The sequence below is a fragment of the Clostridium culturomicium genome (assembly GCF_000821305.1).
GTDB lineage: Bacteria > Bacillota > Clostridia > Clostridiales > Clostridiaceae > Clostridium_J > Clostridium_J culturomicium.
Map to the genome: position 1 here is coordinate 134663 of NZ_CCXK01000014.1, position 25564 is coordinate 160226.

The window sequence follows — 25564 nt, forward strand, 5'->3', positions numbered from 1 at the left end:
AACTTCTTTTCAAGGAATACACTACCATCTATATACAAACCTATAATCTTCTGGATAAATCCCTAGGTTTCAAGCCACTCTTCTTAATCATCTGCTTCCATCCAAAATTTCCAGATATCTTATATAAAAACTTTGGAAAGTTTGCCGTAATACATAGGTTTTCCCCACTATTTCCATTTGAAATATTGTCTCCTAGCACTTTAAATGCTTCTCCTAAATTTTTCTTTGGCCCATGCCCTGGTGGAACATTTATAACACTATGCATCATCATACCCGCGCCTATGCATAACCCTTGTCCCCAAATGAGCCCTGCCTTATGACACCAATTTTCCATCATCTCTATGGCTAGTTTATTTTGCTCTCCTTCATAAAAACCTGAGTTCACCATGGCATAAACTTTAATATTAGATTTGTCCGCCCCTTTAAAATACTCTTCCAATTGAATAAGACACCCCAGTAAATGGGAAGGGATTCCATCTACATAAAGAGGGAATGCGAAAACTAAAGCATCACTTTCTGATAACTTTCTCAATTCATCTTCAGTTATATATGGCTTTTTAAAAGAGTGCTCTGAAATCCTTGAAGGCTCCTTTATGAACTTTTTTAAATCCTCCAATATTAAACCAGATGCACTATCCTTAACCTTTGGGCTCCCATTGATAAAAGCTATCTTCATAGGACTTTACCCTCCATTTCATCAATACTTCTTACAAAAGATACATTGCTAATTTGACTATCATAATTTACTTCATTTCCTTTAATAAGCTTTCTAGCTGTTTCTTGCTCTTTTTCTGTGATATCCTCACCATAAAACCATATATTCATAATAAACTTATTATCATATCTTCTTTTATGATGCATTTCTCCATTTCTCATAACTAAATCTGGATGAACATAAGAAATTGCTCTATCAAGGACATTCTTTACAAAAGGGCTATAACCTCCATAACAACATCTGCTGATAATAGTAATCTCCTCACACTTTGAAAAAGATTTCCCAATATCTCCATAATTATCACGAATTACGCAAGCTCCAGGTGTTTTAATCCAACAACCGAAGCAGCCTATACAATTTTTAATTGTACCGTCATTGGAAATCACCTTAGCATCTTTTACTCCTTTAGGAAACAGTCTCTGAAACTCTTCATTTCTTAAATCATGTATTATTAACTTCATATCTTGTATCCCTTCAAATATATTTTTATATCCTGAAAATCTCTTCTTATATACTTTTAATCTATTTAACTCCAGATTCTAAAATACTGAATTTATTTTCATCACAATTTATTTCTGCCATAGCACCATAAGGCAGAATCATCATTGGGGCAGTATGCCCAAAATTCATATTTAACATAATCGGAAACTCCTTTAATCCAAGTTCCTCTCTAATAACTTTTATAATTACCTTCTTATAATCCTCATAATACTCATTGTCATAAGGCTTACCAAAAACAATTCCATTTATTTTATTGAAAATCCCTTGAGATCCATAATTTCTTAGCCAATACTCCACATATTTAGGACTAGGCTTATCCTCTGAGGTTTCTAAGAATAGAATAGCATCCTTCCATATATTCTTTTCAGGCCATAGCTCTGTACCTTTAGCCATTTCCAGGACCTCTATACACCCTCCCACAAGGTGTCCTGACACTTTCCCTTTACCTTGTAAAAGTTCATAACCTTCATTTTGTAATACACTTCTCTTTATATTTTTATTAAACTCATCCCAGCTTAAATACTCACTTGTCCAAATATCCGATGGCTCAATTTCTCCAATAGCTTCATTACTAAATAACACCTTATTAACCCAATGTGAAGTATATTTAAACATCTCCACATTTTCTGCAAACTCTGCTAATATTGATGGACCATAAAAGCTTGAAATTCCAGCTTTTAAACAAATTAAATGTGTAATTGTTGTATCAGAATACCCCATAAAAATTTTAGGATTCTCTTTTATAACTTGAAAATCAATATAAGGTAACATTCTGATACTTTCCTCTCCACCAATACATGAGAAGATAGCTTTAATAGACTTATCCTCAAAAGCCATCATCAAGTCCTTTGCTCTACTCTCTGGGTTATTATAGATATAATCAGTTCCCTTTAATGTATTAGGCATTTCTACTACTTCAAGTCCAAACTCCTCTTTAAGCCTCCTCTTTCCTTGGTTATATCTCCATAAAATATCACTATCTCCAGCTCCACCCCAAGATAAGCTTACCGTTGCCACCTTATCTCCTCGTTTTAGCCTCTCTGGCTTTATCAAATTCATATTCATCCCGCCTTTACCATTTTTATGGACCTTTATGGTACTTTTACTGTACCTTCTAAATCCTTTCTACAGTTATCTTATTTTTTTACTTTCCTTGAATAGAGCTCTGCCCAAACTGGATAAAATCCAGCTTTTATTGCAATATTCTGAGAATATATATTAGATTCTATTGTACTATAAAAAGGTACCTTTCCGCGCCTTAATAATTCATTTTTTAGTAAAATCACTAAATTTGTTCCAATTCCTTTTCCTCTATATTTCTCAACGACATTAATTCCAATCTGCCACATTACCGCTCCATCACAGCTAGCACCTGCCATACCAACAATTTCATCTCCATTTACAGCTGCAACAGCTAGCATATCTGGATGCTTTTCATCAAAAGCAAAAGCTTCATCAAATCTCTCATCATCTTTAAACTTAAGAATCTCCGATTGCTCATACCATCTAATTTCAGTAATAGGCTCCACCTCTTCTATATCTCCCTTTGGAAGATAATAATGGTGAACATCCACTATCTCATGCCCAGTTTCCATTAGCTTTTTATCAATACTTTTTAGTACAGTATATAAACAAAGCCAGTTAGCATCAAAATTCTTCAACTTTTCTTGGAACCATGGAATAAGCTCTGGAGTTGTTGAAACTACTGCCCTATTTCCAAAGCATAATATCTTTAAAGCACAGCCATCACTTCCATAAAGCCTTCGGCCATCCTTAAGGATATTCTCAACTATTGTATTTTCATTTTTATCTAAATCCTCTACTTTGCAACTGAAATCCAAAGCTAACTGATTTTTAGCAATATCTAATATTTCTTGCTTTGTATACATAAGTATCACTCCTTATTTCCAAATACTTGGACCTTTAATGTCCTATTTTTTATAGCTTTAATTCCAATGCTTTATTAATAGTTTCTTGAATGATTGGACCACAACATCTCCCCAAAGGATTATTTAAATCATACTTTCCATTCTTCATAGCTCCTGTAAGTCTAATTATATCCTTTATATCTTTTGCTCCATCATTAATAACGGCATTTATAATATCTTGCTCTGTAACTCTGTTACAATAGCATATATATTTAGGATTTGCGTCTTTTTTAAACCATATTGGAACTTTAATCTGCTCCTTGCTGTAGGATACCTTTAAATCTGAACTAAAATATACAATATTGCACCCTTCATCCATACAAACAAAATATGTATGCTCCTTTACTTGATTTACAAACTCATCATCAACTAAATGTTTAACTGTAATATTTTTTACTTCTATACCTTTGCTCTTACACTTAGGACACAAGACGTCTTTCTCTACTACACGAGTATTTTTTTCTTTACCCTCTCAACATGATCTTTTTATTTTTTGATTTCCCATAAAATATGTGACCTCCTTAAACATTATTTATAGCTTCAAATACTATCTAACTTCCCTTCAAAAATCCAAGAAAATGGACAAGAAATTTGTATACTATTAAATTTAGTTCCTTCTTTACTATTTAAAATCACTGCAAATATTCTTATTGGATAGGTATAAACTTCACCTGCAGTGCATTCCTTCAGTGCGTAAGATATATTACGTTGAATTGCAAATATCTTATCCTTTGAACTTAATTTAGAATCAAATAGATTATTTATTTCATTTAAAGACATTTCCATAAATTCAGACTCTGAAAAATGCTGATTTAATTTACCTGTGGCTGTAATCCAGCTAACGTCCTCAACTGAAGATACTATATATTGATCTATCTCTAAAGACATATTACGCCCCTCATTCTCCTTTAGAAACTGTTCAATTTTTTCAATACCTTCATATAATTTATTATCTAAATCAATGAAATATGGAGTATCACTTTCAGTAAAATACTTTCTTACTAGACTAGATAAATTATTAGTTCCCTTGATATCTTTTTCAAAACTTCTTAAGAATCCATCTATAACTGAATTAGTCTCATCTTTATATTCTTTTAAAAGATTATTTTGTTCATTATAGCTATCAATGTAAGATTTATCATTTTCAAATCTCTCGTCTGGATAATTAGGTTTTGGTATAGAAAAATTAATGTGTGAAATTTTCCACTTACTATTTTTTCTTATTAATATACCACTTAAGCGTAATGGCCATCTATACTCTCGTTTTTCATCTTTGCGTTGATGAAAGGTTAATGCTAACACCCAATTTATGAACGTAAGTTTTTGCTTTATTGAAATATCTGTGCTATGCAGTTTATCTTTTATAAAATTTATATAGCTGTTATACCTCTCTTCACTATCCTCAAATGATTGATTTACAGAACCCTCTACCGAAAACCACACTGTCTCTTTTTTTATAGAAGTATGTGCATTTTCATAATCTAATTTTACATCACCCCAATATTTCCAATCACCAGATATTAACTCCTTTACTTTTTCACTGCCTAAAAATACCTCTGTAGTTCCTGTTCCAACTGCATAGGTACTATCTCCTATAATAAAAAGATCCGCCATAAAAGCATCAATATTTTCTAAATTTCTTTTTGAATATCCACTTTGAAACCTTTTTATCGTCTCGATTACCTCATTAAAAGTGTCTTTCATGTTTAACCTTTTCATGATAAAGTCCCCCTTAGTTATCATATATAGTACAGTAATTCACTTTTCTTATAACCTTTTTGTTAGAAAATACTCCTTATGACCCATAGGACTATCTTCTAAAACTCCAAACACTTCATAGCCATTTTTTTTATAAAAATCTGGCCCTTGAAAATCAAAGGTATCAAGATGTGCCATATGGCACCCAATATTTTTAGCCTCATCTTCAACTTTCTTTAATAAAATAGAACCATAGCCTTTGCTTCGATATTCTTCTTTAACCCATAGCGTATCAATGTAAAGTATATGCCACATAACAGAGTATGCTAATATTCCTGCAATGACTTGTCCTTCTAAATCCTTAACACACCTCTTTATACTTATAAAAGCTTCCTTCTGCTCAAATGGCTTTGATAATTTATTGTGTTCCATGAGCATATCATCAATATAATCTGACTCTTCCTCATTTGGTATTTCTATGATTAAATCTTCTTTTTTCATAACACTCCACCTAATTTCCAATTTTCTGGACATCCCTGGTCCTATTCTTTACAGTGTATTAATATGTAAACCCATAAGAAATTACCCATGTTATTCCTATAATAAGAGTTATAGCAATCTCCAACGAACTTCTTTTAATGCTGCTTTTTTTCAACTTATTTTTTGACTTCATATTAAAATAATTAACCCCTATACTTCCAAATAAAACTAAAATAAAACATATCTGAACTGGATCTCTTGAAATCTTGTCCATATAATACAAAACATTGGCTATTGTACTGACTAGCATCAGCATTAGCTCTATAATTATAAACTTGTTAATTTTCTTTTCCATGCCTTCCCACTCCCCCTAATTAATCTTCATTATCATAATTAAACAAGGATTATACTCTCCCAAATTTCAGGTATACACTCAAGTTCTTTAAATCCAATAGCTTTATAAAACTTTCTCGTCTTAGCATAATTTTTATCTGAACTAGATTCATCTACCGTTTTAACCTGTAAGAACTCTACGCCATTTTCCCTACAATAGTTATAACAGTATTGAAATAAGGCTTTCCCTATGCCCTTTCTATTCTTTTAATCACCATTATTTATCTCTCCGTATAAATCTTATATAAATTAATGCACCCTAATATTTCTTTATATATTTAAATCCATATCTTTTATTTCATACTTAAACATTAACTCGTCATTACTAGGATCCTTCTCATTCATATCTTTAAATCCAATGCTAGTATATAATTTATATGCAACTTTATTTTCTTCAACTATACTTAAGTATAAGGTATCTACATTATATGTTTGTGAAACTACCTTAATAAGTTTCTTCATTGCAGCTTTACCAAATCCTTTATTTTGATGTTTTTCATCTATAAGTATTCTATCAATCCATGTATGTCTATTAGGCCCAAATGAACCATACATAGCAAATCCAATAACTTTGTCGTGATTATATATAGCTACGGGATGCCATTCTTTGCATATACTTGCTTCCTTTAAACACTCATCTACACTTTCAATAAAACCTTCTTGATTCCTCTTTATCTTTAACGCATTAACTTTATCTAAATTTTCATTATCTATATCCTTAAAAGTAACGTTCATAATATTATCCTCACCTTAAATTTAATAATTTTACTTCTTATACTACACTGCTATAGGATAAATCTACAATATCTTCAACCCACTCGTTAGATGTATAGCAAAATGCCCTTCCATATTTTTTATTAAATCCACACTTTTCATGGGTTCTCTGCGAAGCAATATTCTCCTTTAAAGTCATGCTCTTCATTTCGAAGCTCCCTTGCACCTTTAGGTCCTCAATTACGCTGCTCATCAATTTCTCTGCAAAGCCTTGTCTTCTATATTTAGGATGTGTTGCTAGAGCTTCTATATAATATAAATTTTTATTGATTTTATAAACTCTCATAGCACTGATCCATATGCCATTTTCTTCCCAAACATAATATATATTCCCATCATTTATAAGGAACTCATTTTTTATATAATCTATAAAATTTTCCTCCACCTTTTTCTTTCCAACTTCTATATCTTCAATATCAGGATAAAAATATGATGCATTTTTAATATTACCGTCTTCATATAAATCCATCAGAAGCCTTTGCTCTTTGTCATTTAATTCATTAACTTTTACTAGCACTGTAATTTTCCCCCTAGATTTCCCTTAATTCTATAAATCAAGCCTATAAGTATACTCATCATATACAATATCTGTTCCACTCTTTTTAAAACTTCCTTCTTTTTCCACATAGAACCCCAGCTTTCTAAGTACTGCATTAGAACCTGGATTTTCCTGTGCTACATCAGCAGTTATTTTCCTTCCACCCTTTGCATAGGCAAAATCAATTAATGCCTTTATCATCTCCGTTGCATATCCCTGCCGCCAATATTTTTTCTGGATGGCATAGCCTAAATACCAACGTACTTCGTCCTCACTTGGCACAATACTACATGTCCCAATACGCTCTCCTGTATCCCTTGAAACTGCAATAAAATAATAGCACCCATGGTACTCCTCTACAGTTTCTTTCCACTTCAAATAACCTTCTCCAGCTTTTTCCCTAGGTGGGTCAGATAAATATTTTCCCATTTCATCGTCAAGCCAGATATCCAAACAAAAATCAGCATCTTCCTTTTTAGTTCTTTTAATTAATAATCTCTTAGTTTTTAAATCCCTTATCTCCATAATCAATCACCATTATTATCCTTTTATTATAATGTAGTTTCATAAATCCTAGATTCTTCACCCCATGGATGATATCCTTGAGCTAAATATTTAAAGCCATATTGCTCATAATACCCAACATGATCTGTACATAAATAGATACTTTTAAATCCAGCTTTCTTCGCCTCCTGCTTTGCCTGTTCTAATAATAATTTTCCATAAGAATTTCCTCTATTTTTCTCCTCAATGTATAAAGCACATATCCAAGGATATAAATCCATTCTGCTGATAAAATCATTTGTGATCAGTCCCGCACATCCTATAATCTCATCCTTATCATATAAAAGATACCACTGCGGCAGCGGTGATTCTGAGGTTATACAGTTCATTATGCAATCCTCATATATCATTCTGCTTTCTTCACTTGCCCACTTATCTTGAAAATATTTTATTGCAGCCTTTGCATATTCAGGCTGTTTTCTTACTGATACTATATTCATTTGTTTCTCTCCTTCACTTTGTAGTCACGATTACTTAGGCTTACTAATCTCCAATTCATACAATGCCATTTCTTTTCCATTATCAAACTTAATTACCTTAATAATTTCAAAACCTACATTTAAATAAATTTTCTTCACGACTTCTTCATCATAAGAGGTATCCAGTCTTATATACCTTGCGCCAAACTTACTACATTCTTCTTTAATAGCCTCAACCACTTGACTTGTCATATATCTATGAGCATATTTTCTTCGAACACAAAATTTATGCAAATATGCTGCTTCATACTTTGGTGCACCTGGCCACCATTCTGAATCCTCCCATTGCAGAATAAAGCTACAGACATCCTCATCATCTATACTTCCAACATAAAAATTTTCTAGCTGAGCCTCCCTTGTAACTAGCTCTTCCTTGGTCAACCACTCATCTAACCATACTCGCAAGCCCTTAGCTCGTCCACAAGCAGCTACTTCCCTCATTATTTCAATAGCCTTTTCAACTTCATTATTCCGTATTTTTAACATAGATTTATACCTCAACTACTTTATATAGTCTTCTTTAAAAAGCTCATAATCCACTGAAGATTGTAATTCTCCTAACTGATCTTCCCATGAATCTTCTCTTATACAAACCTTTTTAAATCCAAGTTTCTCATATACATGCTGCGCTCTAGTATTCCTAAGATTTGTATCAAGTACAATTTTTTCCACAGATTTTTCATTAAATAAGTAACTTATTAACACATTTAGAATTTTAGTCCCAAAACCTTTTTCTTGATAGCTAAAATCACATATTTTAATGCCTATCTCAGCAGTGCCATTCTCTATTCTAAACATCATTTCACCAACTGCCTTATAGTCTATTTCTATCATAAGTCTTTTATAAAATTCATTATCCTTTTCCTTCTCCAAACTCTCTTGAAGCTTAATAATATCTGTCTTTAGTCCATTTGGAAAGCCTGCATGAGCCATAACAGCTCCATCACTCCACCAATTACAAAGACACTCTGCATCCTCTGAAGTTGCTGATCTAATTACCAAATTATCTTGTTTTAAATACATAAATACCCCCTAAATCCTTTACCTTAATGGTTTTTACTATTTAATTCCCATTCATCTTTTAAAACCCCATATTCATAGGTATCCTGCCAAATTGTATTACCTTCATTATCCTTATAAAAATAGATATTTCTTATCAAATGACCTTCTAATCTCATTCCTAACCGCTCAAGTAACTTCCAGATTAATACATTGCACTTCTTACTAGCTCCTCTATAATGACTAGGTTAGTTCCATCAAACTCAATGCAAACCACCCAAGGCATTATATCTTTTATTCTTTCAAAATCAATATAATTAAACTCTTTATTAAAATAATTGATTATCATGCTTAATGCAGTTCCATGAGTTCCAATGACTATGTCACCTTCTCTATGTTCTTCAAGAATTATCTTAAGCGCCTTTATATTTCTGTCCTGAACTTCCTTTAAGGCTTCTCCTCCAGTAAGCTTATAATTGAAATCCTCCCACTGACTTTTAGCAAAACCATTAAAATCTTCTATCCATCCATCAGTTATTTTTCGCTCTCTGAAGTCCTTTACCAGCTCTATGTCTAAATTAAATGCATCTGCAATTCCTTTTACGGTATCTATAGATCTTTTATATGGACTTGAATATATTTTTGTTATATTTTTATCTTTAAAGAAGTTAATAAGCTTTTCACTGCTCTTCCTTCCCTCATCTGTAAGAGGCCTTGTTAAATCATCATGAACAGAAAAATCTGGCTTAGCATGTCTTATAAAGTATACTTTATTCATCTATATTCCCCCATTTTAACTCTATAGCTCAATCCAATACCTCTGAACTATTTCTTCACCATCTGGAATTTCATTTTCAAAAACTCCACCATTTTTTATAATAACTTTTGCAGAGGCTATATTACTTTTATTACAAGTTATAAGAACCTTTTTTATACATTTTTCTCTGCAAATATCTAATCCCATTCTTAACATTTCTGTGGCATAGCCTTTTTTGCGCTCAGATGGACGGATGCTATAACCGATATTTCCTCCTATTGTAAATAGATAATCATTTAATCCATATCTAATATCAATAGCTCCCAAAATTCTCTTTTCACCCTCATAGATTAAGAAAAACACCCCTGCTGGAACTCTTCCTTCTGGTATATTTTCACCTTTTAAATATCTGCATGCATTCTCAAGATATTTTTCATAATTATCAAGTGGCCCTTTAAGCGCAAATGGCTTTACTTTTTCTTGAGTTTCTTCAAACTCTTGAATAATAGACTTCCATTCTTCTTCAAACTCTTCTGTTGGAAATATTAATTTTAACCTCATACTTTTCTCCACCCCTAAATTACTTCGATTTTATTTTTCCATACAATAGGCATGAACTGAAAAAGATTCGTTTCCCGGCATTACCCCTTCCGCTATTTGAACAACTTTAAATCCAAGTTTTTCATATAGTTTTCTTGCTGGTTCATTTCCAACTAACACCTCAATGTTAATTGAACCCTCAGAATTATTTTTAATGACATGTTGCACTAGTTTTGTTCCAATCCCCTTACCCATATACTCTGGATGAACATAAAGCCATCCTATCTCATCCTTGGTATATGCTATAAATCCAACCGTTTTATCATCAATGACAGCCACATCCACCACATAATCAAAAAGCCCTTCATTGTATGCTGCTTTTTCTAATGGAACAAAGGCCTCTTCAAGATTCGCTAACTTCAGTTCTATATACCTGGCTTTATCATGTATGTCTTCAATTGATATCCAATCATGCTCTTCATAAGAACAAATTTCAATTTTTCTCATAATCCACTTTCCTCTTTCCTACAATTTCAAATCCTCACGAGTAAGTTCTTTATAAATCCATCTAAGCATAGAATCAAGATACTGTGTTTCTCCCTTTTCAATTGCGCCTATAAATAAGGAAATATTAGGAAATCTAAATGGTGCAACTATATTGTATAAGGTCAAAAAAGCTTTATTTTCTTCCTGCGTAAAGATATAATGTTTCTTTATACAAGCCATAGCTTTATTAAAATGCGAATCATATTTTTCAGCAGTCTCAATAGAATCTAAGATTTTCAAATCATCATAATTTAGATAATATAAACTTTCACAAATTGCATAATTTAAAATGGTCTCTGTACCAGAGATATTAAAATCAATAAATCCACTGAAGTTTAATTCTTCATCAATAAGCACATTACTAGAATTTAAATCACTCTGAAATACAGCTTTGGTATAATTCAATCCAATAACGCTGAGTAATTTCCTCTCCATTTTCAACTTCATTTTCAAGAATGGCACCGTTGTTAACCATAGTTTTAGCTGAACCTAAATTATTCTTATCACAAGTTATAAGTACCTTTTTCAAGCCTTTTTCTCTACAAATATCAAGTGCCAGCTTTAACATTTCTGTAGCATACCCATTTTTTCTTTCCTTTGGACGAATACCATATCCTATATGTCCACCGTACTTCAAAAGATAATCATTTAATTCATATCTAATATCAATAGCTCCTAGAATTCTTTTATCACCTTCATTAACTAAAAAGAAAATCCCTGATGGTACTCTATCCTTTGGTATTCCAACTCCAGTTGAATACCTGCGTGCATTTTCAAGATAATCCTCATACTTTACTGCATCACCCTTTAAAGCATAAGGTACTATCTTTTCGCCTGCTTCTTCCATTTCCTGGATGATATCCTTCCATTCTTGTTCATGTTCCTCATTTGGAAATACTAATTTTAAAGTCATTTCACATCCCCCTTGCTATTTGCTGTTGCTCGGTTTAACTACCCTCGTTGCATAAAAAGTTGGTACATTAAATTCATGTAACCTTCCTGCTCCATTTGTATCTTGGTATATATCTGTTAACATAAAGCCAGCTTTTAGCTGTCCGCCAATCTGCTCTTCAATAGTATGTGAGAATTGAATCCCCCAATCATTCTTTACTGAAGCTTCATAAAGCTCTTTATCCTTCAATGGATTAAATGGCAGCTTTTGCACCACTTTTGTTTCATTCTCATCAAAGAGATAATTAAATCCATTATCTAAACCTGATAATAATATTCCACCTTTTTTTAGCACCCTAAAGCACTCCTTCCAAATAGGAAGCACATCCTCCACATAGCAGTTTGAAACTGGGTGAAAGATTAAGTCAAAAGACTCATCCTCAAAAGGTAGTGGCTTTGTCATATCAGCTCTCACAGTTTCTATTTCATAACCTTCTCTTTCAGCCACCATTCTTTCACTTTTCAGCTGTGACTCTGAATAATCAAGAACAGTACACTTTGCGCCAAGTGCTGTGAAAATTGGCATCTGCTGCCCACCTCCTGATGCAAGTCCAAGAACCTTTGCACCCTTCATATAACAAAACCAATCCTTAGGTACTGGCTTTGTAGGTGTTAATAACACAAACCACTCATTGTTTTTAGCTTTTTCAAAAATCTCATGGGTAATAGGTTGTCCCCATTCCCAACCTTCCTCTATCCATTTATCTATAAAACTTGAATTTACTTCTGTATATTTTTGTTCCATTTAAATCACGTCCTAACTTATTCTTTATTTGTCTTCATAAATCATATTTAATTAATCCCACTGTCCTGGGAACCTCAATTTCTGTAGTTTAGGAAATTTTTTATTATATTCTTCCACTTCTGCCTTTTGAAGATTTTCAAAAATTTCCGATTCAAAGAACTTTCCTTTTATACCTTTCATACTACCCTCTGACAATTCAATTCCCATAAATACATCAAAATTTTTTCCATCAGCAGTTGTAATATTGAAATTGTCACAGGTTTTAAATCCTATTCGAGGATAATAATCTGGTTCTCCAAAAATCACAATACCTTTATACCCTTTATTTTCAGCTAAGGTCATTGTTTCCCTTAATAAAAGCTCCCCAACTCCACATCCTTGCCACTTAGGCTCTACACAAAGAGGCCCAAAGGTTATAATTTCATGTGTATCTAACTCATCAACAACTCGTGCTTTGGAATACATTATGCATCCTATAACCTCTCCATCCTTTACTGCTATTCTACTTAACTCTGGTAGATAGTCTTTACTTTTACGTAGTTTATGAACAAGATAATGCTCATCACATCCAAGATGATGTTTATTCCAAAATGCATGCTGTGTCATTAACTCAACATTGTACCAATCCTCTTTTGTTTCCATTCTAATTTCTATTTCTTCACAGTTTAATAATTTCTTCTCTTCTGGAAACCATCCAAATTCTAATCTTACTTCTTTCCTTTGCAAATCATTGTTCTTGTAACAACAAGTATCCATACCTATCAAGGTAAAACCTTCATGCTGATAAAAATCTACTGCATTAACATTACAGGATTGCGTTTCTAATATAATAGCTCGACGACGTTCTCTTCTCGCTTGTTCCTTAGCCATTTCAATTAAAGCATGACCAATTCCTTGCTTTTGATATAGTTCTATTACCCAAAGCTCTGTAATTCTTAAACGATTAGACCATAATTCTTGATCCGTTTCAATTGCAGCAATTAATTCATCATTAACTACCACGCCCCAAGCATAGGCATTCTCCCAATGCTCTTCATATAACTTATCAGGAAAATCATACTCTTCTGGTGTATGAGTAACTGACTCTGCAAAATCTTTCTTTTCTATTTCAATGGAAAATCCTTTACAAGTTTTATTTACTATAACATCGTAATATTTATCAGTTTTATACCTTATTGGAATTATAGTTCCCTTCCACTTGTCTTTTGGTAAATGTATAATTTCATATTTCATAATATTTACCCTCACTATTAAATTTCTAATTTAATGACTGTACTACTAAAAGGTGTAATAATCCTTAATAATTATATTCATGATTACCTACAATTATTTTTTGAGATAACACTTCATTTTCCCTTTGCTTTCTTATTTCAATTAGATTTAAAACATCATATCCATTTTTAGCTAAAAATTTTATTATCTTATCATTATTAGGATGAACCCAATTATAAACTGTATCCCCACCAAGTTTAGTGGCAAGTTTCTCTGCTTCTTTATATAAATCTGATGCTATACCTTTTCTTCTTTTATTAGTGTCAACAAATAGTGACTCAGCCCACACTAAGTTATCCTCAACTCTGCAAACTAAATATCCTACTATCTCTTTGTTAATATCTTCAGCAACAAAGATAGGATATTCTGCCTCTATGTACTCATTAAATTCTTCCTTTGCCTGATCTATTTTAGGAGTTGACTTAATCCTCTTAAGTCCTCTCAATTCAACTCTAAAATCTGCAATTAGTTTTGCTACGCTTTCTTCATCATTAATTTTAGCTAAACGTATAATCATTGTTTTCACCTCTCTACAACTCATTATTCGCACAGAGTACACAACCATTTTCAATAACTATAGCTGCTGCTCTGTATCTAAAACATCCATCGACCTTTGTAAAACAACAATCCATTTCAATCCTCCTAATTTAGTAGAAGCTCTCTAAAAGCTACTAATAATTTTATGCGTTATCTCCATACAAACTCTTGCAGATTCATCTACTGCATAAAAAAATTCTTCAGCTCCACCTGAAATACTGTCAGAAACAGTTTTTATAAGTAAACATGGCACCTTATTTCTATTGCAGGTTAACACAATTCCAGCTGCCTCCATCTCACATATGTCTGCCTTAAATATATTATGAAGTGCTCTTTTCTTTTTTTCACTTCCTACAAATTTATCTGCTGAAGCACATATTACAGATTTTAAATCTGGCTCTATGGTAAGAGCTTTATCTAATATTTCTTTAGTAGTTGGAATATAAACCGTTGGATACTCAAGATATCTTCCAACATCAGTGCCATCAGCTTCGGATGTATCAAAATCATAATGAACAACACTTTCCACAATACAAGTTCTCGCTAGTGCCATCTCTTCTGTAAGTCCTCCAACAACTCCAAAATTCACAATGAACTCTACCTGAAGCTGTGAAATTAAAAATTGTGTTGCCATAGTAGCTGCAATCTCACCCGCTCCACTATGAATAACATATAAATTTTTATCCTCTATTTCATATTGATATACACTAAATCCTGGATACTTCAATTCACTTGGTTTGCCATATTTATTTAAAACTGCTTCAATCTCAACAGCCACAATCATTCCTATATTTTTCATACTCTCACCTCTGTTTATTTTTTCCACTTTATTTAATTACTTTTCCACGGTCTAACTTTCTGTGTCCATCCTTGACTTACCCACCAATCTTTATCCTTAGGATTCCATGCAGATTTCTCTGAGGACTGCATCCCTTTAAATATATTAAACATAGCTATTCCTCGAATACCTACATGTGGATGAGCTACCCTAGACTTTGCTCTAATAGAAATACGTTTAGCCCTTTTCTCTATTTCAGCTAGTTTCACAGCTTTTAAATCACTTACACCCATGGCATTTGACATTAAGCCAAAGTGATAAACCTTAGGAACTCCCATCCATTTAAGCTGTCTTCCCATTGATTTTAATACACCTCTGGTAGGTGCACCTGCTGATGAACAAACTGTTATTCCTACCTTCTTAAACATGGCTCCATGAGGTCTATGAGTAATCCACCTATATGCAAGGTGATCCATAAGATTTTTCAAGGCACCGCTCATCTCCATCACATAACATGGACTATCTAAAATGATTACATCTGCCCATTCCATTGCTCTTACTATGGGCTGTACTTTATCTGCGCTTGGGCATTTTTCCTCACCTTTAAGAAAGCAGTTATTACACCCATAACAAAAATCTGGTCCATCCTTTGGTAAAAAGAACTCTCTAACCTCTTCACCCTCAAGATATTTCAATAAGGTATTTGACATTGTATAAGTAATGCCCTTATGTGATTGCCCATGAATTATTGTCACCTTCATCCTCTTCACCCTCTTCAAAATCCATTTATGTTACCTTGAATAATTAACTCATTAATTTATTTAGATATTTTGTTTTGCTACCTCATAAACCATATCAATTTGAACCTCCTCTTTACTTGGTACAAATCCAATACTTTCATAAAGTTTCTTTGCATTGTAGTTACACTCATCTGCCATTAAAAAGGCTCTCCTAGCACCATGTTCAACTCCATAGGTTAAAGCTTGCTTTAATAAACTCCTACCAATGCCTTTTCCTTGAACCCTCGGCGTTACTGCTAACTCTCGAACCCAAAGTATTGATCCTTTTTCGCTCTTGTGCCCATACACTGCAACACACACAATTCCAACTACTTCATCATTTTCTCGATGAACTAAAATAGACATATCTTTAGCATTTACTAAACCACCTAAAGTTCCATCTATCCATGACCTTACCCACTCTGGACTCTCACCATGAAAACCTCGGCTCTGACCCCTACACTCCATAGTTACTTGTGCTGCAATATCTATTTCTACGTTCTCAATTAATGAATATTCACAACTTTCTTGGTGTGCCTTTGAAATATCACTAATCCAATACTCTCGAAATATTGCATATTCTTTTAAACCTGCACTAATAAAATTATCCTTCCACTCCTCTGGAACAAAGGTTATCAGTATTGGATTTTTTTCCTTTTGTACTGCTTCAACTAGCTCTGTCCAATTATTGGCTGCCCAATGAAATTTCTTAATTTCATTCTCTTCATCATAGCCAACTGCAATAAATAAATCTTCGCTATTGACATTTACTTCATAATTTTTAAGCTGGTCGTAATCGTAATACTCCATGGAATTAAATCTAAAATTTTTTAACTTATCTTTTATATTTTCAAATTCTACTTGCTTCATATCATACTTACCTTCTCAGCCTTACCATCCTTTAATAAGTATATTTCTCCATAATAATTACACTTATCATCTCGGATAATGATGGCACTTTCATCACACATTCCATATATTAAATGGTCATAAGACAATGACTTTAACTCCTCACTAAAATTATCTAAACTAAAGTGAGGTTCTACACTTTCATCTACAAGTCCGATTCCATTATAAATCTCCTGCTTTTCATGTTCACAGGTAACTGTTAAAATTGAGGTTTCTGCCATATTTATTGCTCCTGCACTTAACCCCATAATTAAACATTGAACTTCTCTTAATGACTTAACTAAATCATTGTCTAATAAAAACTTCATTTGTAAATCTGTTGTTCCACCCATTAAGTAAATCAAGGATGCTCTATCGATTGCCTCAACCATAGCTCTATTTTCTAAACGATTGTCCAAAACAACTTTGCTTTCAAAGTTAATCCCTATCCTATCAAACCATTCCATGTATCTTTCTACATATTTATCTGTTACCATACCAATGTCTGGATTAGATGCAATGAACACAATTTTTTTATAATCTTTAAGATCTCTCTTGAAATCATCCTCCACTAAAGAGAGACCGCTCTCTTCACTGAAATCACTAAATAAATAATATTTCCCCATTTTACCCACCTCCCACAAAAGCTTATTCAAATTAGAGTTAGCTTTTATTTTTTACTTCTAAGCTTTAAATACCACCTTGAAATCCTCAAATACTACAGGCATATCCTGCGAAAACTCATATCCAAGAGCCTTACCATCCTCAGTAAAGAACTTCTCATGCCCTCTCTGCCAAGACTCTAAGCAATCATCCTCACCTTCTCTACTGCATATATCAAAGGTTATTTCCTTATAGTTCAGTATAGTAACTGCTGTTGTTTCGATTACACATCTAGGAGTTCCCTCCCAGTCAGTGATAATACTATAATCTCCCACCTGTGGAATTCTGCTTCTTTCAACTTCATAAGCAAGTAAGCTGCTGCACGTTGCTCTCTTTTGTCCTGTTAAAACTAGCTCCAATAGTTCATTTGCCAGCTTCTCTGTTAATTCAAAGTGAAAGCAATCTATATACTCAGTAGCTCTATCTTTATTAGTTGCTTTTAAAAATTCTTTCCAGAATTTATTTATATTCATATTTCTTCTCCCTTAGTATCTATTTCTTCCCGTACCATCTCGGTATCAACAATTTGAACCCATCATAATCATTGAAAATTCTTTCACATATCCTAATCATATTATCAATATCCTTTTGTCCAAACTTCACAGCCCATTCTATTGAATATAGTGCTGCATGAGCTACATATACAGCTTGCACCTTCCAAAATTCTGTGGGAGGCTCTCCATTAAAATATCCATGAATCTCTCCAATTGCAAAGGGTATGCTCTCTTCTACAGTAAAACTTTGAAGCTTATAAAATTCTTCATAAGGGTCACCACATTCCCATCTGTTAAAATCGATGATTCCAACCTGTCCATCTGGTGTATAAATTAAGTTTCCTGGATGAAAATCTCCATGTTTATATACTGGCTGAGTCTTACACATTAAATTAATGTTTTTCTTAACATAAGCAATAGCTATCTCGTCCTTAGGAACCCTATACTTAGACTTCTCATAAAGCTCTAGCTGTCTCAGTTTTTTCTCAATCTTATTCACTTTAGGAAAGTGACCTTTCTCAACTTGAATACTATGAATTTCACTAAGAATTCTTCCTGCTTCTATTCCAAGGCTATACTGCTCTTCCTGTGAAAGTCTGCTCAAGACCTCCTCCATAGATTGTCCATCTACCCAACTGAGAAGCATATATACATTTTTACCTTCATTACATATTCCTATCTTAATAGCTTTTGACATTGGAAAACCTAGCTTGTTAAACTTTTCTATAATAGCAAATTCCGTCTTCTTACTATCATAAGTTTCTATTCTACTGATTCTAAGCAAGAGTTTTTCTTTATCTTTATCCTCAATATAATACTTTTCATCACTAGACCATCCATAGTTTATTTTTTTAATTTTAATCCAAGACTTATATTCTGGAATATCATTAAACCTCATCGTATCCATATTAGCTTCTCCTAAAACTATACTTATTTAGCACATTAGTACCTTCTCTCTTCACCCTAAATAATAAACTAATCCCTAAAGTCTCTTATGATACTTCCAGAAATCTATTGTCTCTTGTAAATCCCTTTCATCCTTGAATAACTCCAATTCTCTAGCAACTTCAATAGCAAAATCTACATAGGCATTTGCTCTCGCTGTAATTATCCTCTTATCTCTACAAACTTCCACATCTTCAGAATGTGTTGATTTAATATTCTTTAAAACTCCAGCATCATCAAGGACATCTACCCCTGCACAAATTGCAGAAACTATTGCCCTTTTCTCAACTAAGCTCTTAACGAACTCATGAACCTGAGTATTATTAATAGTTGATATATCTCCCCCCGGAATTGTCATACATCTTACTTCATTAATATCCACATTCTTCAATGCCCTATCTATATTTACCGAATATCCCTCCATGCACTTTTCTCGTAATAATTTTCTATATCTGTGTACAAATAAGCTTCTTTGAAATTTAGTGATGAACAATAATTTAATGCATATTGCTGGAGTACTTTTCCTATACCTTTATTTCTGTAATTCTTATGAACCACTAAAGCTGAAATCCATGGATATAAATCCTGCCTTGAAAGCAAATCTCCTCTCCACACTCCAACTGTTCCAACAAGTTCATTGTTTTCAATCGCAACAAATGTAATTGGTAAATATTTATCTCTTAAGCTATTGTTAATAATCCCTTTATAGAATTCTCTACTGTTTTCTCCACCAAATCCATCATTAAGCCACTCAATTACTTTTTCCTTGAATTCAAGGTGATTAACTAATAAATCAATCTCCACTTCTTCTACCTCTCTATTCCTGAAATAATTTATCAAACTCCAGTGCCTTATCGTTATCCCCTTCATACAATGGACTCTCATAAAATTTACCTTCAGCTCAGCTTAAGTAACCTTCAATAAACTCAATTGCCATTAATCTAGAAATTTGAATCTAGTTATTCCATATTCTTTTACTTATATAATATTCATCTACAAAACGCCACATATATTAACTTATTAATTTATCCATTAATTGAGTTGCTTCTCTTCTATTTCTCACTACAAATACTTCTATATTCGCTTCCTTTGATAATACCTCATAATACTTTTCTCTATTTGCTTCATTAAACGTCCAAATATATTTTATAAAGTCCAAATCAAACCGTTCAGGACAACTACTCCCCATGTCCTCTCTTGACTTACCGTAATTCCTAACTACACGTTTTAAAGCTCCTAATATACAAGTGATTTTTGAATAATCCATATAAACTACCACATCAGCATACTTCAATCTCAACGGTATGGTTCTCCCGTAATTACCATCAATAATCCATCTCTCACAACTAACTTCTTTTAATAGCAGTTCATCAAAAGTCTCTCGAGAAACTGGAGTCCAGTTATCTCTCCAATTTAAAACATCTAAATGTACTACTGGTAATTTAAGCCGTTTACCTAATTCATTAGAAAAAGTAGTCTTTCCTGCTCCTGGACAACCAATTACCATAATTCTATTTCTACTCATACTAATCCCCTTACAATTGGTATCTTTTAAACTGTTGCGTTAGTATTACCTCGTTAAGTCTATTTATCTAGAATTTCTAAAATTCCCGCACAAGAAGAAATTTGTTTATAGCTACAGTTAATCTCTTTATCTCTCAAACTTTTAATAAGCTTATCTGCCACCATATAAATTTCATCCTCATCCCAGCTGTCTCCGCTGACCTCTTTACAAGCATTCAAATCCTGCTGATTTTCAAAAGCAACATCGGCAATAATTATTTTCCCATTAGGATTAAGTAATTGCTTCAACTCTCCTATAAACTCAACCTTTTTCTCATCATTCAAATGATGAATCGCATATGACGATACAATATAATCGAATTTCATATCCTTTAACATGGGTGGGACTCCATCATTGAAATCCCACTTTATAAAGGTTCCATCTAGCATTTTTGACTTTGCAATATCAATCATTCCCTGGGAAAAGTCCATTCCATATATCCTTGCTCCCTCTTCATAAAGCTTATTAGTCAAAACCCCAGTACCAAAGCCAACATCTAAAATTCTTCTTCCAGCTTTACACTCTATAGAATTATAAACATGGTTTAGCACCTCATAATATCCATCAAAAGGATACTCCCTTGAACTAGCCTCAACACTTTTATCATAATCCTTTGACCAAATGTCAAATCCCTCTTTATCTAACATTCACTTACCCCACTTCTTCATCTTTCATAATTTTCTCTTAGTAAATGTGAATCAAAGCTTCTCCGAACACAGTGGGGAGAAGCCTCCTACATTCTACATTCTTAATTCTTAATTAAGATGAAACTCCCCCTCATATTCATTCGGGTGAGTAAGTTCCACTAACCAAATCATAGATTTGGAGTGTCACTTAGGCTCCTTCACGAAGGAAACTATATTGAGCCATATACAATTTGTAATAAGCTCCTCTTAAGTTTAATAACTCCTCATGAGTTCCTGCTTCAACAATTTCACCATCATCAATTACCATTATTCTATCGCAGTCACGTATAGTTGAAAGTCTGTGTGCGATAACAAAGGAAGTTCTTCCTGATAAGAGCTTGTTGATTCCTTTTTGAACAAGAATCTCTGTAGCTGTATCAATATTGGAAGTTGCTTCATCTAGAATTAATATCCTTGGATTAGCAAGGAGTGCCCTTGCAAAGGATATTAGCTGTCTTTGTCCTACTGAAAGCCTTGAACCTCTTTCATTAACCTGAGTATCATATCCCTTTTCCAGCTTCATGATAAAGTCATGTGCACTAACAGCCTTTGCCGCTGCTATAATTTCTTCATCAGTAGCATCTAACTTACCATATCTTATATTTTCCTTAATTGAATCTGAGAATAAGAAAGTATCCTGAAGCATTACCCCCATCTGGCTTCTTAAAGAATTAAGATTTACCTTTGATACATCCTTTCCGTCAATTAAGACTCTTCCTTCAGTGGTATCATAGAATCGGCTTATTAAGCTTGTAATTGTAGTCTTACCTGCTCCCGTTGGACCAACTAAAGCGATATTTTCTCCTGGTTTTACCTTAAAGCTTACATTGTGTAGAACTTGAGTATCTTTCTCATATGCAAAGGATACATTTTCAAACTCAACACGGCCTTTGATTTTAGGCATTACATCTGCACTTTCAAGTTCATCAATGCCAGGCTTAACATCCATAATCTCAAAGATTCTCTCTGCTGCTGCAAAGTTTGTAATTAAAGTGTTATAGTATGACGCTATATTTAAAATCGGTCTCCAGAACATGCTGGTGTACGAAATAAACGCTGTAATTGTACCAATTGATACTTCTGCACTTCTTGCAAGGTTTGCTCCAACTAAAAATACTATTAAAGTACTTGCTCCAAAGGATACCTCTACTATTGGCCATAACCAGTCATTTAACTTAACCGCGTTGATAAAACCGCTTCTCATTTCTCCAACGGAATTTTTAAATCTCTTGCCTGATTCCTTCTCAAAGGTAAAGTTTTGAATAATCCTCATTCCTGAAAAAGACTCATGAGTAAAACCATTAAGGTTAGAACGTTTTTGTCTGAATACCTGCCAACGCTTTCTTGAAATAATCTGTATTCCTGCAAGACCAACACATAATGGTGGAAGCATTGCCATAGAAACTAAAGCTAGTTTTACATTCATCGAAAACATTATTATTGTAACGAATACTAAGGTTAAAACCTGTGGTATTACCGTTGTAACTGATTTATTAAACAGCTCTGAAAGAGAGTTTACATCCCCTACAACTCTTGCTAGTATCTTTCCTACTGGTCTTTCATCAAAGAAAGCAAATGAAAGTTTTTGAATGTGCTCATATAATTCCTGTCTTATAGTTCTTAAAATGTTATGAGTTGTTTTATTCATATTAAAGGTTGCATATTTACTTGCATACATACTGATTAAATTTAGTCCTATGAGCCCTGCTCCAATGAGTGCAAGCCCCTTAACATCCTTTGCACCAATAAAATCATCAATAGCTATTTTTAGAAGCATTGGACTCAAAAGTCCAACTCCTGTAACTATCAGCATCAAAAGCAAAACTGCTGCTATTTTTACACCGTAAGGCTTCATGTATTTAACAAGCCTGAAAAGAATATCTTTTCCCTTAAGGGCAATAACCTTTTCATCTTGATTTACCGTGTTCTTTGCCATTAATTTTCACCGTCCTTAAATTAGTATTAATTTTTTGATTTAAATCGCCTATCTTAATCCTTGATCACTCTACCAAGAACCTGTGAGACATAGCTTCCTAAATGAGAGTCTGAAGCTTTGCTTCAGCCCCTCGAACTTACTCCACCGAATGTGATGAGGCGGAGTTTACTTTAAAAATTTGCTGCTTTATCATCTGATAAATCTAAGAAATCCTTAAATTGAGTTTCATAAATTTCAAAGTACTTACCTTTTTTATCAAGAAGCTGTTGATGATTGCCTTGCTCAACAATTACTCCATCCTCCATGTAAAGAATTAAGTCTGCATTCTTTACAGCTGAAATTCTATGAGCGATGATAAAGGTTGTTTTCTTATCTTCCTCTTCATATAAGTTCTTCAAGAGCTGATATTCAGTATCCATATCAAGCGCTGAAGTAGAGTCATCTAAGATTAATATTTTTGAATCTCTTAAAAGGGCTCTTGCTATACATAATCTCTGCTTCTGACCACCTGATAAGCCAACACCTCTTTCTCCAATTAAAGTGTCATAGCCCTCATCTAATTCATCCACAAATTCCTTTGCACAAGCAAGCTCTACTACTTTTTCCATCTCCTCCATAGAGGCATCCAGCTTTCCATACTTCAAGTTACTTTCTACTGTGTCTGAGAACAAGAATGAGTCCTGTGGAATTAAAGCAATATTATCTCTTAAAGATTTAACTTTAAGGTTTCTAATATCCTCACCATCAATCTTTATGCAGCCTTTTGTAACATCATAGTTTCTTCCTAAAAGACTTATTAAAGTTGACTTTCCAGAACCTGTAGTTCCCATAACTGCAACTGTAGAACCAGTTGGAATATTTAAATTAATATTCTTTAAGACATCCTTTTCTCCATAATTGAAGGATACATTTTCAAATACAATACCTTCATTAATTCCTTTTAATTCCTCTGAATTTTCGCAGTCAGCCACTTTAGGCTCTATTGCTAATATTTTATTTATTTTTCCAATAGATGCCTTTCCTCTTGATAAAAGGTTAATTAACCAGCCTAAATCTCTCATTGGCCAAGTAAGCATCCAAAGATAACTTGTAAATCCAACTAATTGCCCTACTGTAATTTGATCATAGATGGCAAGAATTCCTCCTATGCTTATAACAAGTACTGTTGATAAATTAGTTAAGAACTCCTCTAATGGGAAGAATTTAACCCATATTTTATTATGATCCATCTGTAAATCATAGTTCTTTGAGTTATATCTTAAAAACTTTAAGATCTCATGCTTTTCTCTTCCAAAAGCTTTAACAAGCTTAACTCCTGCAATATTCTCTTGGGCTGTTGTGTTAAGCTCTGCAATGTGGTCACTGATTCTTTCATAAACATCATTAAGCTGCTTCTCTGACTTTAGCGCTAATACTGCAATGATTGGCATTGTAGCTAATGCTACTAAAGTAAGAGGTACACTGATTCTAAATAAAAGCACTGCTGCCATTATGAAATAAATTCCGTCCTCAATGGTAAGTCTAAGTCCAAAACCCATAATTTCTAAAATATTATCAGCATCTTCACCTACCCTTGACATTAATTCTCCAGTATTCACTTTATCAAAATATGAAAAAGATAAACCTTCAATATGATTAAATAATTCCTCCTTAATCTTTCTAGATATTGTAATCCCTAAATAGTCAAATAAAAACTCTCTTAAAAATCCAAATGCAAACTTTATGGCAGTAATACCAACTACAATCCAAATAATTGTAGTTAAGATTTCATACTTACCTGCTGTTAATACATCATCGATAAATATTTCCGTGATATACGGAACAACTAGATCTGCTGAAACACATAAAAGCATTGAAATTGCTCCCATGATGGTAACGAATTTGTGCTGTTTTGTGTAACTAAAAATTTTCTTCACTTCTTTTCCCTCCTTAAGTGAGCGTCCAAATCTTCGATTTGGCTTACGCGAACTTACTCATTCGGACGCATGTGAGAATGAGTTTCCTAAATTTAATCCAAATCTTTGATTTGGTCAAAGTTAATGCAATCATACCTACCTCAATAGAAATGCCTTCTCCTTACTGTCAAAGGAGTAAGTTCGATTTACTAAATCGAAGATTTAGAATCTCACTTATAAGTTTAAAAGCATAAAATAAAGCCGTAATCCATACCTAACAAAGGTATAGATTACGGCTATTTAACATCGGTAAGCCATGACTGCTGCCATGAGTTATATATAAAGGCATAATGAAATTCCTTCTCTCTTTTGCAGAAAATTTAAAATGTCATTAAGGAAGCTCCTTCTCTCATTTGGGAAGGAGTAAGTTCCACTTGTAAAATCAAAGATTTTGAGTGTCACCTATGCCTGAATAAATATAAAAAAGTCCTAAGTTACCCTAGGACTTTGCTCACAAAA

Annotated in this window: 35 protein-coding genes; all 35 read right to left on the minus strand. The window is 33.3% G+C overall.

Annotated elements, in window-relative coordinates:
• Positions 1-40: 40 nt before the first annotated feature.
• Positions 41-676: a flavodoxin family protein gene (locus tag BN1075_RS04555; protein ID WP_040191908.1), complete on the minus strand. Its 636-nt coding sequence runs from the start codon at positions 674-676 to the stop codon at positions 41-43.
• On the minus strand, positions 673-1176 hold the full coding sequence (locus tag BN1075_RS04560; RefSeq protein ID WP_040191909.1) for a flavodoxin family protein: 504 nt from the start codon (positions 1174-1176) through the stop codon (positions 673-675). The genes BN1075_RS04555 and BN1075_RS04560 overlap by 4 nt, the downstream gene beginning before the upstream one ends.
• A 61-nt stretch (positions 1177-1237) precedes the next feature.
• Complete coding sequence (locus tag BN1075_RS04565) at positions 1238-2275, minus strand: S66 family peptidase (protein WP_040191910.1); 1038 nt, start codon at positions 2273-2275, stop codon at positions 1238-1240.
• A gap of 77 nt (positions 2276-2352) precedes the next feature.
• Complete coding sequence (locus BN1075_RS04570) at positions 2353-3105, minus strand: GNAT family N-acetyltransferase (protein ID WP_040191911.1); 753 nt, start codon at positions 3103-3105, stop codon at positions 2353-2355.
• Positions 3106-3154: 49 nt separating this feature from the next.
• Positions 3155-3649: a Csac_0668 family 2Fe-2S cluster-binding (seleno)protein gene (locus tag BN1075_RS04575; RefSeq protein ID WP_349632929.1), complete on the minus strand. Its 495-nt coding sequence runs from the start codon at positions 3647-3649 to the stop codon at positions 3155-3157.
• Between the two features lie 35 nt (positions 3650-3684).
• A complete protein-coding gene (locus BN1075_RS04580; RefSeq protein WP_040191913.1) occupies positions 3685-4863 on the minus strand; it encodes a nuclear transport factor 2 family protein in 1179 nt (392 codons plus the stop codon).
• 48 nt (positions 4864-4911) lie between these two features.
• Positions 4912-5343: a GNAT family N-acetyltransferase gene (locus BN1075_RS04585; RefSeq protein ID WP_040191914.1), complete on the minus strand. Its 432-nt coding sequence runs from the start codon at positions 5341-5343 to the stop codon at positions 4912-4914.
• 58 nt (positions 5344-5401) lie between these two features.
• A complete protein-coding gene (locus tag BN1075_RS04590; protein WP_040191915.1) occupies positions 5402-5677 on the minus strand; it encodes a hypothetical protein in 276 nt (91 codons plus the stop codon).
• A 38-nt stretch (positions 5678-5715) separates the two neighbouring features.
• Positions 5716-5907 carry a hypothetical protein gene (locus BN1075_RS22485; RefSeq protein WP_407637967.1) on the minus strand — a complete coding sequence of 64 codons (192 nt, stop codon included), beginning with the start codon at positions 5905-5907 and terminating at the stop codon, positions 5716-5718.
• A 78-nt stretch (positions 5908-5985) separates the two neighbouring features.
• Positions 5986-6450, minus strand: coding sequence for a GNAT family N-acetyltransferase (locus tag BN1075_RS04595; protein WP_197072275.1), 465 nt, complete (start codon positions 6448-6450; stop codon positions 5986-5988).
• A 37-nt stretch (positions 6451-6487) separates the two neighbouring features.
• A complete protein-coding gene (locus BN1075_RS04600; RefSeq protein WP_040191917.1) occupies positions 6488-7006 on the minus strand; it encodes a GNAT family N-acetyltransferase in 519 nt (172 codons plus the stop codon).
• Positions 7007-7036: 30 nt separating this feature from the next.
• Complete coding sequence (locus tag BN1075_RS04605; protein WP_040191918.1) at positions 7037-7552, minus strand: GNAT family N-acetyltransferase; 516 nt, start codon at positions 7550-7552, stop codon at positions 7037-7039.
• Positions 7553-7578: 26 nt separating this feature from the next.
• Positions 7579-8031 (minus strand): GNAT family N-acetyltransferase, encoded by a 453-nt coding sequence (locus BN1075_RS04610; protein ID WP_040191919.1) that lies wholly within the window; start codon positions 8029-8031, stop codon positions 7579-7581.
• Between the two features lie 30 nt (positions 8032-8061).
• Positions 8062-8556: a GNAT family N-acetyltransferase gene (locus tag BN1075_RS20575; RefSeq protein WP_052406386.1), complete on the minus strand. Its 495-nt coding sequence runs from the start codon at positions 8554-8556 to the stop codon at positions 8062-8064.
• A gap of 15 nt (positions 8557-8571) precedes the next feature.
• Entirely contained in the window at positions 8572-9093 is a 522-nt protein-coding gene (locus BN1075_RS04620; protein WP_040191920.1) for a GNAT family N-acetyltransferase, read from the minus strand.
• A 181-nt stretch (positions 9094-9274) separates the two neighbouring features.
• Positions 9275-9847, minus strand: a complete 573-nt coding sequence (locus BN1075_RS04625; RefSeq protein WP_040191921.1) for a histidine phosphatase family protein — start codon at positions 9845-9847, stop codon at positions 9275-9277.
• Positions 9848-9868: 21 nt separating this feature from the next.
• Positions 9869-10387, minus strand: a complete 519-nt coding sequence (locus BN1075_RS04630) for a GNAT family N-acetyltransferase (RefSeq protein ID WP_040191922.1) — start codon at positions 10385-10387, stop codon at positions 9869-9871.
• Between the two features lie 30 nt (positions 10388-10417).
• Positions 10418-10873, minus strand: a complete 456-nt coding sequence (locus BN1075_RS04635) for a GNAT family N-acetyltransferase (RefSeq protein WP_040191923.1) — start codon at positions 10871-10873, stop codon at positions 10418-10420.
• Between the two features lie 18 nt (positions 10874-10891).
• Positions 10892-11317: a hypothetical protein gene (locus tag BN1075_RS04640; protein ID WP_040191924.1), complete on the minus strand. Its 426-nt coding sequence runs from the start codon at positions 11315-11317 to the stop codon at positions 10892-10894.
• Positions 11286-11825, minus strand: coding sequence for a GNAT family N-acetyltransferase (locus tag BN1075_RS04645; protein WP_040191925.1), 540 nt, complete (start codon positions 11823-11825; stop codon positions 11286-11288). Before BN1075_RS04645 ends, BN1075_RS04640 begins: the two co-directional genes overlap by 32 nt.
• A gap of 15 nt (positions 11826-11840) precedes the next feature.
• Positions 11841-12608, minus strand: coding sequence for a class I SAM-dependent methyltransferase (locus tag BN1075_RS04650; RefSeq protein ID WP_040191926.1), 768 nt, complete (start codon positions 12606-12608; stop codon positions 11841-11843).
• 51 nt (positions 12609-12659) lie between these two features.
• Positions 12660-13841, minus strand: a complete 1182-nt coding sequence (locus BN1075_RS22100) for a GNAT family N-acetyltransferase (RefSeq protein ID WP_235777758.1) — start codon at positions 13839-13841, stop codon at positions 12660-12662.
• A 64-nt stretch (positions 13842-13905) separates the two neighbouring features.
• Complete coding sequence (locus BN1075_RS04665; RefSeq protein ID WP_040191927.1) at positions 13906-14397, minus strand: GNAT family N-acetyltransferase; 492 nt, start codon at positions 14395-14397, stop codon at positions 13906-13908.
• Between the two features lie 144 nt (positions 14398-14541).
• A complete protein-coding gene (locus BN1075_RS04670) occupies positions 14542-15216 on the minus strand; it encodes a 5'-methylthioadenosine/S-adenosylhomocysteine nucleosidase (RefSeq protein ID WP_040191928.1) in 675 nt (224 codons plus the stop codon).
• Between the two features lie 32 nt (positions 15217-15248).
• A complete protein-coding gene (locus BN1075_RS04675; protein ID WP_040191930.1) occupies positions 15249-15956 on the minus strand; it encodes a flavodoxin family protein in 708 nt (235 codons plus the stop codon).
• A gap of 60 nt (positions 15957-16016) precedes the next feature.
• Entirely contained in the window at positions 16017-16844 is an 828-nt protein-coding gene (locus BN1075_RS04680; RefSeq protein WP_040191932.1) for a GNAT family N-acetyltransferase, read from the minus strand.
• Complete coding sequence (locus BN1075_RS04685) at positions 16841-17488, minus strand: Type 1 glutamine amidotransferase-like domain-containing protein (protein ID WP_040191933.1); 648 nt, start codon at positions 17486-17488, stop codon at positions 16841-16843. The genes BN1075_RS04680 and BN1075_RS04685 overlap by 4 nt, the downstream gene beginning before the upstream one ends.
• Positions 17489-17545: 57 nt before the next feature.
• Complete coding sequence (locus BN1075_RS04690; protein WP_040191934.1) at positions 17546-17998, minus strand: ASCH domain-containing protein; 453 nt, start codon at positions 17996-17998, stop codon at positions 17546-17548.
• A 19-nt stretch (positions 17999-18017) separates the two neighbouring features.
• Entirely contained in the window at positions 18018-18926 is a 909-nt protein-coding gene (locus BN1075_RS04695) for an aminoglycoside phosphotransferase family protein (protein WP_040191935.1), read from the minus strand.
• A 75-nt stretch (positions 18927-19001) separates the two neighbouring features.
• The gene (locus BN1075_RS04700; RefSeq protein WP_052406387.1) at positions 19002-19388 is read right to left on the minus strand and encodes a DJ-1/PfpI family protein; all 387 of its coding nucleotides are present in this window, start codon (positions 19386-19388) and stop codon (positions 19002-19004) included.
• Complete coding sequence (locus BN1075_RS04705) at positions 19370-19768, minus strand: GNAT family N-acetyltransferase (RefSeq protein ID WP_042387016.1); 399 nt, start codon at positions 19766-19768, stop codon at positions 19370-19372. Before BN1075_RS04705 ends, BN1075_RS04700 begins: the two co-directional genes overlap by 19 nt.
• A 208-nt stretch (positions 19769-19976) precedes the next feature.
• Positions 19977-20489, minus strand: coding sequence for a P-loop NTPase family protein (locus tag BN1075_RS04710; RefSeq protein WP_040191936.1), 513 nt, complete (start codon positions 20487-20489; stop codon positions 19977-19979).
• A gap of 59 nt (positions 20490-20548) precedes the next feature.
• Entirely contained in the window at positions 20549-21175 is a 627-nt protein-coding gene (locus BN1075_RS04715; RefSeq protein WP_040191937.1) for a class I SAM-dependent methyltransferase, read from the minus strand.
• A 187-nt stretch (positions 21176-21362) separates the two neighbouring features.
• Positions 21363-23150, minus strand: coding sequence for an ABC transporter ATP-binding protein (locus BN1075_RS04720; RefSeq protein ID WP_040191938.1), 1788 nt, complete (start codon positions 23148-23150; stop codon positions 21363-21365).
• Between the two features lie 170 nt (positions 23151-23320).
• On the minus strand, positions 23321-25066 hold the full coding sequence (locus BN1075_RS04725) for an ABC transporter ATP-binding protein (protein WP_040191939.1): 1746 nt from the start codon (positions 25064-25066) through the stop codon (positions 23321-23323).
• Between the last annotated feature and the right edge of the window lie 498 nt (positions 25067-25564).